The following is a 14,092-nucleotide window of genomic DNA, read 5'->3' on the forward strand; positions in this document are numbered from 1 at the left end:
AGCAGTGGATAATGTAAGGGATATTTACAATTATCAACGGAATTGGGCTATCTGAATATCATTAAATAATTATGAATATGTGTTTGTGAGTTTTACAATAGCAGCCTTGTTTTTTAATAAGGCCGCTATTGTTTTATTTGCGCTCGGCTTGTCCGAAAACTATAAGGTGTAAGGCCCAAACGGTCCTTGATAGTGGGAATCATTAACCCAGAGTAAGAGTGTCGCGGATGACTGCGAATCTGAAAGAAGCCAGCGGTAAATCTCCGGCCTGACGAACGGTAAGCGGATCAGGTAGTCACGATTGGGTGAACTTGATATTCAGCATTCCGTGTTCGATATTCTTCCTCCTACTTAGATACCAGCCCCGATATCACATTGATACTCAACGCAACGATCGCGGTATTAAACGCAAACGCGATAAGCCCGTGCGCCCATACGATGCGGCGGATACGGCGCGAGGTGATCACCACATCAGATACCTGGAAGGTCATGCCGATAACGAAGGCGAAGTACACAAAATCCAGATAATCGGGGTCTTTCATATCTGCGGGGAATTCCAGGCCGCCAAGGGGTGCTTTTTTTCCTCCGTCTGTAGTATAATAAAGGTGGGCGTAGCGCATGGTGTAAACGGTATGCACCAGCCACCACGATATTACTACTGCGCTCATGGCTAAAATAATGTAGCCGCTCACGGTTTCATCGGATTGCCCTTTTGTCGACTTGAGCAGCAGATACATGGCTACCAGGCTCACCAGCGACGCCGTCATCACGAAGATGAAGATCAGGTAACGGCTGCTGTCTTCCAGGCTGGCTATACGGCGAATCTCGCGGGGGTGTGCCCATAGGATGATGATCCAATCGAGAATGATGATGCTCAAAGCTACGGCTATCCAAACGATAAGCGTAACCGCCGGCACCGAAGGGATATGCCGCGCAAAAAAGAAAGCCACCAGCCCCATCAACAAGGAGATATATAGCCGGTAATGCGCATCGAGCCGAAGGAGGAGATATTTTTGGGGTTCTTTTACGTAGTGGTTCATTTTAGTTCATGGTTCATAGTTGATAGCTGGTTCATGGCCTATAGTTCATGGTTCATGGTAGCTGCAACCCTCCGGCCATGCACCATGAACCATCAACTATGAACTAATCCTCAACAATTTCCGCCACGCGGCCAACCTGCCCATCTTCCAAACGTACCTTAATTCCGCGGGAATGGAATGCCGAACTGGTAAGCAGTTTTTCTACTATGCCACGGGTAAGCTTGCCGCTGCGCTGGTCTTTCTTAAGGATGATATCTACTTCGAGGCCGGGGTATATGTCTGCCCTGTTTTGTCCGTTCATACCTGATATATAAATTTACTCATCGAGCATTAGTTTGCTTCAACTTTGCTAAATTAAGCAAATGAAATCTAAACTATTATTACTCTTACTACCATTAACTTTTTTGGGATGCGGCAACAAAAAGCCGGTTTTATTGAGGCTGCATTATAGCCCCGGTGACGAAATTACTTATATTTTCCAACAAAAAACGTTCGGTACCAGCGAGTTTGAGATCAATAACGAGACTGAAATGAAGTTGTCAGTAGATTCCGTTAATGGCGACAATATTACTTTTGCGGGCAAACTCGTTGCGCTTAAAACACATAGCAAAGTGATGGGACAGGAAGAAGACTACGATTCCCGAAAAAATGGAGCCGACATGAACTACCAACAGCGCGAAATGCATCAATCTTTCATGAAAGCGTTGTCAGAAAACTACACCCTAACTATGAATAACCGGGGCGTTGTTGTGCAGCCTTTTAAAAATTGGAGCGGCGCTGTTGTTGAGGCTCCCATAGATATTAATGTGGCTCAATTGGTGTTTCCAGAAAAACCTGTCAGCGTAGGATATACGTGGACAGCTAAGCGTAAAAATCCTATCCTGAACAGGGAAAATACTTTTAAGTACACCATAGACAAAATCACCGACACAGAAGTTATAATTGCCGTTGAAGCCGATCTGTCTCTAAAACCCTTAACAGCGGATGCTAAATCGACAGGAAAGTACACTATTGATTTAAAAACCGGCAAGTTGCTTACCGGCTATATGGAAACTAAGCTACCAACCGTAAATGGCAGGGCACTAATGTCAATCTTTACGCAGTAAATATTACTTATTTTACCAGCGCAGCGATAGCCTGCTCCACCTTCTCAAACCCAAAGCTACCCAGCACTTTATCCATTGCGGCGCTTATCTGTGCGTTTTGCAGGTTGCCGATGCTGCCTTCGTGGGTGTGGCTGATGTTCATATCGGGGTTAAAATCGCCTTGCTCTATCGCCAGGCCTACTTGTTTATAGGCATCGCGGAAGGGGGTGCCGTTCAATACTGCGCGGTTTACTTCTTCTACGCTGAAGAGGTAGGCGTACTTGGGGTCGGCTAAAATATCGGTGTTTACTTTGATGTTCTGCAGCATAAAGGTGGCCATGTGCAGGCAGTTAAGCAAATCGGCAAAGGCGGGGAACAGGAGTTCTTTAAGTAATTGCAGTTCGCGGTGATAACCCGATGGCAGGTTGGTGGTCATCATGGCTACATCGTTTGGCAGGGCCTGCAGACGGTTGCATTTGCCGCGCATAATTTCCCATACGTCCGGGTTCTTTTTATGCGGCATGATGCTGCTGCCGGTAGTCAAATTCTCGGGATAGCTTACGAATGCGAAGTTCTGGCTCAGGTACATGCATTGGTCCATAGCCATTTTGGCCAGCGTTGCCGCTACGGAAGATAGCGCCTGCGCAATAATGCGCTCGGTTTTGCCACGGCCCATCTGCGCGTAAACCACGTTATGGTTGAGGCTCTCGAAACCAAGAAGTTCGGTGGTCATGGTCCTGTTCAAAGGGAAGGACGAGCCGTAACCTGCGGCAGAACCTAATGGATTTTTATTGGTGATCTTCCAGGCGGCAAGCACCATTTCCAGATCGTCGGCAAGGCTTTCGGCGTAAGCACCGAACCAAAGACCGAAGGATGATGGCATAGCCACCTGTAAATGGGTGTAACCGGGCAGCAAAACCTCTTTGTGCTGTTCGCTGAGTGTGATAAGCTGGCGGAAGAGTTTATCTACCTCCTCAACCACTTCCTGTATCTTATGGCGGAAGAAAAGTTTCAGATCTACCAGCACCTGGTCGTTACGCGAGCGGCCGCTGTGTATCTTTTTGCCGGCATCGCCAATGCGTTGGGTAAGCAGCATCTCTACCTGCGAATGCACATCCTCTACACCATCCTCTATCGTAAAATTATTGTTTTGGATATCGGCATAAATAGCTTTCAGTTCCTGTTGTACAAGGGCCAAATCTTCGGCGCTCATCAGGCTGATGCTCTCCAGCATAGTGGTATGGGCAAGGGAACCAAGCACATCAAAAGCGGCCATTTCGCGGTCGAGCTCGCGGTCGCGACCTACGGTGAAGTTCTCTACTAATTGGTTTACGTTAGTCGTTTTTTGCCAAAGCTTTGCCATGCTGCAAATATAAAATTAAATGGGGGTTGTTAGCATGTAAGTTGGCAAAGGGGTTTCACGCAAAGGCGCCAAGACGCAAAGTTTTCTTGATTGGTATGGATGATAGAAGATGATATTACAATTCCTTATCTTTACCTCAAACAGCTTAAGCCTCTTACATGCGCCTGGCCCTAAAACGCTTTCTTAATATCAGGCAACGGCCGTATGAACTATTCGGATTGTTTGCTTTAGGTTTTTTTCTGCTTTCTTTTATACCATCTGAGGGAAGTATCGATTTCCAAATGCACGATAGTTACTTCGTTATACAACCTAATTTCCTGTTTGGTTTTGGAGCTATTTACTTCCTATTTACTTGGATGCTGTACGTCATAGCCAAGAAAATAATTTGGTATAAATGGTTAACGTGGATTCATGTAATGCTAATGATGATATCAATAATTACGATATTTCTGGTCATAAGCAAAGTGTACCCCTTTTACGGGCTGGGTGGCACAAGTAGGCGATATTACGCTCTGGAAGTTCAGCCTGAAGAAGTGTTGCGGTCGTACAAATTCTTTATTTTACCAGGTTTATCGCTGTTGGTAGCACATGCTGCCTTCCTTGTCAATATATTGGGCGGGCTTGTAAGGAGCTTCATTAAATCTTGACAACATAAACGCCTCAGCATTCCTTCTTTGCGCAGTGCAGAAGATTTCTCCCTCGCTATCGCTTGGTTCGAAATGACAACGGGGGATAATGTAATTTCTAATCAAGGTTGTCGATACGATAGAGCAGCGGGTGGGAATGAGCAGAAGGGCGAAAGATAAAACTTATAGGCGTGCAAGCGGACATGCATTATGGCTATTTGACTCACCCCGACGGCCCCGTATACGGGGCGTCGGCCCTCTCTGCTGCGCAAAGAGGGCTAAGAAAAGAATATATTGAAGCTACCCTCTTTGCGGAGCAGAGAGGGTGCTCGAGCGGAGCAATGACCGGGTGAGTCGACTCTCGTCGCGGACATTGACAACAATGCACAACCGCTCTGCTTGGTTCCATTGCATAGCGAAGAAGATTTTTCGCTGTCGCTCAAGAGATAGTTTCTCGTAGCTGCGCTTCCCTCGAATGACAATAAGGTTTAAATCGTAAATCTAAAATCAAACAATCTTAGATAACATTTCAATATACAGCGCTATCCCTTTGCCAATCTCGTCCACATAAATAAACTCATCTGCCATATGCGAGCGGGCGCTATCGCCGGGGCCTATTTTGATGGATTGGATATCCAGCAGCGATTGATCGGATGTAGTAGGGGAGCCATACGGCGTGCGGCCAAGCGAGATACCGGCCTGTACGAACGGATGGTTCTTATCTATCTTGGATGGTTTCAGCCGGATGGAGCGTGGCTTAACATCACAGCTTACATGCTCACGGATAATCTCCAGCACTTCTTCGTTGCGGTAGGCATCGGTTACGCGCACATCTACCGTAAATGTGCAGGTGGCGGGCACCACGTTATGCTGCGAGCCGGCGTTGATAATGGTTACCGACATCTTTATCGGCCCGAACACTTCAGATTCTTTAGGGAACTTGTAGTTGCGGAACCATTCTATATCGGCCAGTGCCTTATAAATGGCGTTCTCGCCTTCTTCGCGGGCGGCGTGGCCGGCTTTGCCATGGGCGGTGCAATCCAGTACCATCAGGCCGCGCTCGGCAACGGCAAGGTCCATGAGGGTGGGTTCGCCTACGATGCCAAAATCAAGCTCGCCCAGATCGGGGATGATAAGTTCCAGCCCGTTTACGCCGGATATTTCTTCCTCGGCGGTGGTGGCCAGGCAAAAATTGTATTTTAAACCCGCTGCGTCGAAGTAGTATAAGAACACCGCTATTAGCGATACCAGGCAACCGCCGGCATCGTTGCTGCCCAGGCCGAAGAGCTTATCGCCCTCTATTTTGGCATCGTAAGGGTCGCGGGTGTAGCCGGAGTTTGGTTTAACGGTATCGTGGTGTGAGTTGAGCAGGATAGTGGGTTTTGCGGCATCGAAATGTTTGTTCCAAGCCCATATGTTGTTGAGCTTGCGGTGGGTTTGCACGCCGTGTTGCTGCAGGGTTTGTTCTATAAGGTCGGCCGTGCGGTCTTCCTCTTTACTAAAAGAGGGTATCGAAATCAGTTGCTGGAGCAGGGTGACTGCCTGTTGCTGAAGGGTTGCTATATCTGCCATAGATGCCGGGAATATTCCCGATGATGTCGGCAAAATTACTGCTTTTTTACGGAAAGGTAAATAGCTTTGTGGGTTTATGATTTTATCAGGCTCACGTCAACCATGCCTAAAACATCTACTTTGTTGGCAACGATGTCCAAATTATAACGTTTTATCCGTTGGTCGTCTATGTACGATGTAGTGCTGATCCTGCCCTCTATAAACAATGTGATGCCATTGGCTAAACCCGTTACCTCGGGCGTGAATAATTTTTCCGGAATCCGTATCCGATGGGATTCGCGATGCTCGACGTAATTAGTGCCTTTTTTCATTTGCTCCGCAGTAATTAAGTTAAAACATAAAAACAACAAGCCGCCTGCCATTTTTTGTTCGAAAGGCCCCTCTGCTATACCCAATAAAATTACTTTGTTTACTCCCGAATTACTAAGCATCCTGTAGGCCATCCTTTGCAAAACAAAATTTCGGCTTTGTATAAAACTTACAGTTAGTATAAATACTCATTTAGTTGGTAATAAATACCTATTTATGGCGGCAGGGCGTATTGAGGCCAGCGAGCGAGTTATGCGGTATGCTTTGCCTGACAGCCGCGCTTAGCTATTGGTGTGGGAGGGAGGGGGAGCCCTGTTATCCGATGATTTGATTTAATACGGCATACCGTACCAGCGCTGCTGTATTACGGGTGCCTGTTTTATTGATAAGGCTTTGGCGATGGCTTTCGATTGTGCGCCTGCTGGTAAATAGTTTACCGGCAACTTCTTCGTTTGTAAAGCCCTGGGATATCAGTACCAGAACCTCTATCTCACGTTTAGAAATGTCTGTAGCCAATCCAACTCCATCTGCTGTTGGGGTTAATTGCAATAGTTTATCCAGCAGTTTAAGGGCTATTTCGTTGCACAGGTAACGCTGATTGGTATTTGCCACATGGCGTATGCCAAAAATGAGCTCGTCGGCGTTCACGCTTTTTAGCAAGTAACCCATAGCACCAGCCTTAAAGGCTTGCAGTATGTATTTTTCTTCGTCGATACGGGATAGTATTACCACTTTTACGGCCGGATATGCCTGTTTTATTTCGGCCGTAAGCTGAATGCCATTTAGCAGGGGGAAAGTTATGGCGGTAATAACAACATCCGGTGCAGGGTTTTCATTCAGCCATTGCAAAGCAGATTCCGCGTCTCCAACCTCAGCAATAACGGCTATATCTGTTTCTTTTTCTAAAAGGGATTTAATACCATTACGTACTACCGTATGACCTTCGGCCAGCAGAATTTTTATCATTAAAGAAATACTAAGAATTATGTAATGAAAAGGTACCGGGAAGTATACTGGTGGAAATAGCAAAGAATAAGTAAAACTACGGATAAAGCCTTGCATTAACGCCATGAATTGGTAATAAACCGAAACAGGCGTATTAAAACACAAAGGGGACGCCTGCGTAACCAAGCTATGCTACGGTTAACCGCCTATAAACAAGAGTAATATCCCATGAAAAGGCATGCCCATCGCAATGCGCGGGGGCCAAGTGATTTGCGTGGATGATTTGCATGCGGGAGACGCAAAATATTGCGTCTCTACGTGTCGGCAACCCTACCAGATTTTTTGATTTTTCGCCGTAGAGACGCAATATTTTGCGTCTCTCATTTTGCAATGCCGATTTGCATTCCTGAGTTGCTGCCTATTCATGTGCTATTACCTGGGCCAGGGGCCTTACCGTTAGCAAAACAACCTTATCTCCGCCCCACACATTAAAAAAACAAAAAAGTTTTTGCGTTTACGTTGTAAAACGCCGGCCATTATTCAAGCAACAACGGGTCGTCGTCGTCGCTGAGGCTCAAATGTATCATATCGCTTCCGGCTATGCCCTCTACCGAGCCTTTGATATGCGCCGCGTTCAGCAACACCTTATCCAATTGTTTCTCGCGTGCTTTCCACATTTTCTCCATGGCATCGCGTTCTTTTTGGATGGATAGGCGCATACTCATGTAGCCTTCGCGGATAGCCTTCCATTGCTCGGAAAACTCAGCACTGGTGAGGTAATCATACAGCAGGTGCATCTTATCGCCTTTGTTGTCCTGTGCTTTGGCCAGATTAGATAGCTTTATCACGCCATCGCGCAGGATATAGCTCACGGCCCTTACCTCATCAAAACTGCATATCCATACCCCGTCGCGCTCGCCGAAGCAGTCCATGCCTTTTGGGTAGCATTGGGTTACTATTACGGCAACATCAACGCCCTGGGCGCGCATATCCTTCTTCAGTTTGTCTATCCAGTCGCCGCCGAAGGCGGTGGTGCGTTTGCTTTCGTATATAATTTTGCCGCATTCCTGCCCAAACTGGTTGCGCACGGTTTGCACACAGTCGGCCCCGCGAACACCTTTGCCCACCTCACTTATCACATCAAAGGGGAAGTAGGTACGCAGCAATTCTTCCAGTATCAGCTCCTGCGCTTCGCCCTGCAGTTGCATCGAGCCTTGCTCGGCGCGGCGTTTCATCTCGTCAACCAGGCGTTTCTGGTCTTCCAGCTGCTTTTCCATTTCTTTTACCTTTAGCTGATGCTCGGTGTCTTTAATGGAGTATTTTTCGGTTTCCTGTTTGCGTATCTGTTCGCTCAGTTCGGCGCGCTGCTCCTGCAATTTGCGTTGGGTAGACAGCTCCAGCTCTTCTTCTTTTTGCTTGAGGCTTTGCTCGCGTTGTAAAAACTCCAGCTCTTTCTGGCGCGATTCCTTTAGTTTTTCGGCACTGGCGTTTACCGAGTTTTGCAGCATCAGCAGCTGGTTCTCAAAATCGGAGGCGATATCTTTGCGCAGGTTTTCTTCCAGCGTAAGCTGCAAAGCCTTTTTTTCGGTGCTCAAGCGCTGCTCAAATTCCTGTTGTTGCAGTTTTTGGCGGCTGAGGAAATCGTCGTCTTTTTTGCGGTATTCTTCTTCTTTCTGGCGGGTATAATCCTGCATCTTCAGCCTTAGCTGCTGCTTGTATTCCTCGGCCATAACCTCCTCAATAGGGAAACCATGTCCGCAGCTGGGGCACTTAACTTCTGTAGCCATAAATGAATTTCACGAATTGAGTGAACACGAATTTCACTAATTCAATCGAATTACACGAATTAAAAAAGGTATTGTGGAGAAAAATGCTCAAAATATTAGCCGCCGAATTTAACCACAAAGGACACAAAGAGAGAAGCACAAAGTACACAAAGGGTAAGGTTTTATATTAAATTGCAAGGCTTAGTGCTCTTTGTGAATGCCATCATGCCAATCTTTGTGCGCTTTGTGGTTCAATCTCTACCAAACCAAAAGAGGCGCAAATCGCGCCTCTCTAATCTCTTATCTTTAGCCTCTAATCTCTAACTTAGAAATCGTGGTATAAATTACGGAACGTAGTGCGCATACCAAAGGTGATAATGGCGTTTTTACGGTCGTTCGGATCAATACTTCTCATCGTTCGTCGGTAAATCCCGCCCAGTTCAAAACGGAGGTTGTATTTAGGGTTTACCAGGAACGATACGGTTCCTTCGGCGTAGTATAGAGAGGTACTTATTCCCTGCCCTACCACGGCAGTTGGGTTCGCAACGTTGTATGGTGCATTGATGTTTTTACCATTGTTTTCGTTAGTGCCATCCAGTCCGTATTTGGCGTAATTAAGCTGCCCCTGGAAATCCACGCGACCGATAGAGTAGTTTAGCAAGCCTACAAACTCCCTGAAGTTTGCGCCAAGCGGATGTGCCAGCGGGTCGCCATAGAAGGTATAGCTGGCCAGCATGTTGGCATCCGAGTAGGTGTAAGGCTTTACGGTGTTGAACTCCACTAAATAGCTGAGGTTCTTTACGCCGCCCACGTCTCCGCCGCGCAAGCCAATTTGGTAGCCATTGCTGCTTTTGCTGGCGCCTGCTGCCGTTTTTTGATTATCGAGGATAACCTGCGCATACAGGGCATTTTTATCGAACACTTTATACTTACCGGTAAAACCGAACAATACGTTATTCGGCGTAGCCGAATTGTTGCCTGCCGTAAAAAACAGCGGGTTAATATAGTTTACGTCGAAGCCGTGGCGGTTGTCCTGGTCGTCGGCTTCGGGCGTTATAACTGCGTTGAAGAATCCTAAAGAAAGGCTCTTGGTGGCGTTCCAATCTAAATAATGGTACAGCGCATATTTTCGTCGGTTGCTGCCAAAATCGTCGAACTTAGGGGCTTTGATGTCCTGTAGGTAGGTCCACATCATCATATACTGCACGGGGCCAATGTTTGCCGTCATCCGCAGCAGGGGGTAATTGGCCGAAAAGTCTGACAGCAGCAACGAGCGGTAGCCATCGCCGATAAAGGTTTTATCCTGCCCCAGGGCAACGTTGAAATACCTGGAAGGCGTGTAAGATAACATAGCCGTTACGTACGAATAATCCTTCTGTGCTTTGCCGAAGCTACGATCGTAAGCCTGCCCCGGAACGAAGCCCGAGGAGTCTACGTATTTGTTATAGTAGTTGGGGAACACCGCCTGGTTTTCGTAAGCGCTGGTATAAAATGAGAATTTTTTGCCAATGGTACCGCCTACCTGGAAACCGCGGGTATTGATGCCCAAAGGCGTTTTTAAACCGTAGCCAAAAGGTTTGAATGCGGCAGGCGTGTTGCTTTTATCCTTAAAATCTTTGCCGAAGATGTTATCGATCAATATATCGGCGTAAAAAGTGTAATCTTTTTCTTCTACCTGAAGCAGGTGTTCGTTCAGCAGCTTGCGGCCAAACCAGTTTTTGCGGTCGGTTTTAACGCCAACGTTCATCAATTCGTTATATCGGGCAGTTAGCGAGCTATCTATCAAAAAAGGGCGCAGCGACGTGTGCATGCCATTGCTTTTTGAGTAAACCTGGGCATTAAATTTTTGGTACAGCTGGTAAGATTGCGGCAGGTAAACCGACTGAGCCTTAGCTATTCCCGAAAAAAATAGCACGCAAGCGGCTATCGTTATGATTTTGCGTGGTAACAGGGGCAGGTTTTTTTGCATCGCAACAAAATAAGTATTATTTATCGTAACATTAAAGTACCAAATTGAATTAAATATCAATACTTACGCAGCCTCACCTATAACCTCTCCAAAGGAGAGGACTTTTTTGCAATTTTAGCATATTTCAACCGTTTAGAGGCCTTCTCCTTTGGAGAAGGGTTGTGATGAGGCTTCGTGTTAATTTGTGTTAAAATTATTAATGTAAGCCGCTTTTTCTTAATATAACTTATAAAAATACTGATATTTGCCGCGCCCATTAGCTATCCGTAGTACATGCAATACAATAAAATCAACAACCTTTTAGGCTGGCTTTGCTTTATTATAGCCTCTACCACTTACATCTTAACATTAGAACCTTCCGTAAGCTTTTGGGATTGCGGCGAGTTTATCTCCTGCGCCTACCGCCTGCAGGTATCGCACCAGCCGGGCTACCCTATGTTTGCCATGCTGGGCAAAGTGTTCTCCTTACTATCATTCGGCAATAATACCAAGGTGCCTTTCTTTACCAATATGGGTTCGGCAATTGCCAGCGGCGCTACGGTAATGTTTTTGTTTTGGACTATAACCGCTATGGCCAGAAAGCTGGCAGCCGGGCGCGAAAAGGATTTTGGCAACGCGCAAACGTACCTTATTATGGGCTCGGGCCTGGTGGGCGCTCTGGCTTTTACCTATACCGATACGTTCTGGTTCTCGGCGGTAGAAACCATCGTGTTCGCGCTATCGTCGCTTTGTATCGCTGTGGTATTTTGGGCCATATTGAAATGGGAGGCCCACGCCGATGAACCCGGAGCCGACAGGTGGATTGTTTTCATTGCGTATGTAATGGGTCTTTCTATCGGTATCCACCTTTTGAATTTGCTCACCATCCCGGCCATCGCGCTGGTTTATTACTTCCGCAGGTCAAAAAATATTACTACTAAAAGCACTATCATTGCCTTTTTGGTGGGCGTGGTTGTTTTGGGCGTGGTGCAATATGGTATACGCGGCTACACGGTAAAGCTTGCCGCATATTTCGACCTTTATTTCGTAAACACCCTCGGCTTCGGTTTCGGCACCGGCGCCTTGTTCTTTTTGCTGCTGCTGATAGGGGCCATCGTTTTTGGGATATGGTACAGCATCCGGTACAAAAAGCCGGTGCTTAATTTGATATTGCTCTGCGTGGCGTTTATATACTTCGGTTACGGCTCGTTTGCGTATATCCCTATCCGTGCCATTGCCAACCCAAACCTCAACAACTCGCACCCCGATAATGCCTTTACGATGTATGGTTACTTAAACCGCGAGCAATACGGCGATAACCCACTCCTCATTGGCCCTTATTTCGATGCTAACGTTACCGACAGAGTAGAGGGGAGCATCATTTACCGCAAAGGTAAAAGCCAATACGAAATGGCCGACAGGAAGTTAGAATACAAGTACGATCATAATACGCTTTTCCCCCGCATGTACAGCACCGACCCTAACGACGTTGGCTTTTACAAGCAATGGCTGCAAATTCCCGACGGGCAAACACCCAATTTTATAGATAACCTAAGCTGGCTGGGCAGCTGGCAAATATACCAGATGTACGTAAGGTACTTCTTATGGAATTTTGTGGGGCGTTATAATGATGAGGATGGCCAGCAAAGCACCGAATGGTACGACGGCAACTGGACCAGCGGCATCTTCGACGGCGGCAAGCATCTGCCAAAATCTATACTGAACAACCCTACTTACACCCCGCTTTATGCTCTGCCCTTAGTGTTGGGGTTGGTGGGCATGGGGTATCAGCTCAGCCGCAAAAAACGCGATGCGCTTATTGTTGCCTTGCTTTGGTTTTTTACCGGTATAGCGGTGGTGCTTTACGTAAACCAGCCATCGGTGCAGCCGCGAGAGCGCGACTACTCGTACGTGGGATCCTTTTATGCCTTTGCCATATGGATAGGGCTGGCAGTAATGGGTTTGGGCGATATCAGGAAGGGGATAATTTCCGGGCTTATTGATAGTTTTGCTCAATTTTTTGCCATGATAGTTGGATGGGTAGCCGCTCCGTTCAGTAAAAAAATCGAGGGTTTTGCCATTAAGCTGCAAACATCCTTCAACAAGGTTAGCCCAAAGGCGTTCGGCATACTGGTTACGCTTTTATGCCTGGCCGGCGGGCCGGTGCTTATTGGGTGCAAGGAGTGGCGGGCGCACGACAGGTCGACCAAAATGACCCCGCACGATATGGCCTACAACTACCTCATCTCCTGCCCGCCAAACGCTATTTTGTTTACCTATGGCGATAACGATACGTACAGCCTTTGGTACGATCAGGAAGTAGAGGGCATACGCCCCGATGTGCGCCTGGTGAACCTGAGCCTGTTTACTGCGGATTGGTACATCCGCCAGATGCAGAAAACCATGAATAAAAGCGCGCCGCTGCCTATTACTATGCCATTTGATAAGTATAAGGAGGGCATCCGCGATGGTATTCACTACACCGAGAGCGGTATAAAAGGTTATACAACCATACAGGAGGTCTTCAATTTTATTACTTCTGATGACCGTAACCTGCAAGCCCAAACCGGTTCTGGCAAGTATGTTAATTATTTGCCAACCCAAAACTTTAAACTGAATATTAATGCCGATGATGTATTAAAGAACAAGGTGATTACGCCAGGGCAGAAGGGCCGGTTGGATAGCGTGATGAAATGGCGATACCCTGCCGAATGGGTAACTAAAGAGGACCTGGCCCTGTTTGATATACTGGCCCATAATAACTGGAAACGCCCCATCTGCTTCACTACCACTATAGGCACCAGCAATACGGTTGGCCTGATGCCTTACCTTTACAAAGAGGGGTTTGCTTATCACCTGATTCCGTTTAAGGTCGATACCGCTAACCACAATCAGGATAGTAAGACCAATACGCTGGTGATGTATGATAACGTGATGAACAAATTCAGGTTCGGCAATTTCAAAAAGGCTAAGTACCTGGATCACGAATCGGTTACGATGTTTTACCCGGTAATGATGACCACCTTCCTGGATCTGGCAACCAATTTGGCAGCCGAAGGCCACGGCGATCTTGCGTTAAAGGCCTTGCATAAATTTGATGAGGAAATGCCGGAGGACCTTTACCCTTATGTAGATATTGCGAAGCGTAAATCGTCTCTGGCCGAAATTGCCTACCGCCTTGGCGATATAAACCTGGGTAATAAGTTTACCAATAGCATACACGATTATATTAAAGACCTGTTGCAGTTTAATTACTACAACCTGCAACACCACCAATCATGGTTAAACCCGCGCGATGTGCGTATCTCACTGGGGATGCTTGAAGATCTTTCCGGCGCAGCGCAGCAGCAGCACCAGGATGCGCTTTATAAATCGCTTAGTGCCGACTTAGAAAACTATCGCACCAAGCTGCAGGTAGTGTTTAATATGTAGTATTAG

The 14,092-nt window shown here is 46.9% G+C and carries 10 protein-coding genes; 2 read left to right on the top strand and 8 right to left on the bottom strand.

Annotation, left to right across the window (positions count from 1 at the left end):
- Positions 1-347: 347 nt before the first annotated feature.
- Positions 348-1,040, bottom strand: coding sequence for a DUF1345 domain-containing protein (locus AC1DYT_RS18305; protein ID WP_477470978.1), 693 nt, complete (start codon positions 1,038-1,040; stop codon positions 348-350).
- Between the two features lie 103 nt (positions 1,041-1,143).
- Entirely contained in the window at positions 1,144-1,341 is a 198-nt protein-coding gene (locus tag AC1DYT_RS18310) for a YwbE family protein (protein ID WP_128534462.1), read from the bottom strand.
- Between the two features lie 61 nt (positions 1,342-1,402).
- Here AC1DYT_RS18310 and AC1DYT_RS18315 point away from each other — a divergent pair, with 61 nt between their 5' ends.
- Entirely contained in the window at positions 1,403-2,146 is a 744-nt protein-coding gene (locus tag AC1DYT_RS18315; RefSeq protein ID WP_477470979.1) for a DUF6263 family protein, read from the top strand.
- Between the two features lie 7 nt (positions 2,147-2,153).
- On the opposite strand, the gene argH is transcribed toward AC1DYT_RS18315, so the two are convergent.
- From argH to AC1DYT_RS18345, 6 genes are all read right to left on the bottom strand, one after another.
- Complete coding sequence (argH, locus tag AC1DYT_RS18320) at positions 2,154-3,488, bottom strand: argininosuccinate lyase (RefSeq protein WP_477470980.1); 1,335 nt, start codon at positions 3,486-3,488, stop codon at positions 2,154-2,156.
- A 1,133-nt stretch (positions 3,489-4,621) separates the two neighbouring features.
- The gene (locus AC1DYT_RS18325; RefSeq protein WP_477470981.1) at positions 4,622-5,686 is read right to left on the bottom strand and encodes a M20 family metallo-hydrolase; all 1,065 of its coding nucleotides are present in this window, start codon (positions 5,684-5,686) and stop codon (positions 4,622-4,624) included.
- A gap of 74 nt (positions 5,687-5,760) precedes the next feature.
- On the bottom strand, positions 5,761-6,129 hold the full coding sequence (locus AC1DYT_RS18330) for a single-stranded DNA-binding protein (protein WP_477470982.1): 369 nt from the start codon (positions 6,127-6,129) through the stop codon (positions 5,761-5,763).
- A gap of 181 nt (positions 6,130-6,310) precedes the next feature.
- Positions 6,311-6,961 (bottom strand): response regulator, encoded by a 651-nt coding sequence (locus AC1DYT_RS18335; protein ID WP_477470983.1) that lies wholly within the window; start codon positions 6,959-6,961, stop codon positions 6,311-6,313.
- A gap of 515 nt (positions 6,962-7,476) precedes the next feature.
- Positions 7,477-8,727 carry a DUF2130 domain-containing protein gene (locus AC1DYT_RS18340; RefSeq protein WP_477470984.1) on the bottom strand — a complete coding sequence of 417 codons (1,251 nt, stop codon included), beginning with the start codon at positions 8,725-8,727 and terminating at the stop codon, positions 7,477-7,479.
- 304 nt (positions 8,728-9,031) lie between these two features.
- Positions 9,032-10,675: a gliding motility protein RemB gene (locus tag AC1DYT_RS18345; RefSeq protein WP_477470985.1), complete on the bottom strand. Its 1,644-nt coding sequence runs from the start codon at positions 10,673-10,675 to the stop codon at positions 9,032-9,034.
- A 273-nt stretch (positions 10,676-10,948) separates the two neighbouring features.
- Between AC1DYT_RS18345 and AC1DYT_RS18350 the strand changes: the two genes are divergently transcribed.
- Positions 10,949-14,086 (top strand): glycosyltransferase family 117 protein, encoded by a 3,138-nt coding sequence (locus tag AC1DYT_RS18350; protein WP_477470986.1) that lies wholly within the window; start codon positions 10,949-10,951, stop codon positions 14,084-14,086.
- Positions 14,087-14,092 lie beyond the last annotated feature (6 nt).

The organism is Mucilaginibacter sp. P1_D10 (assembly GCF_056406215.1).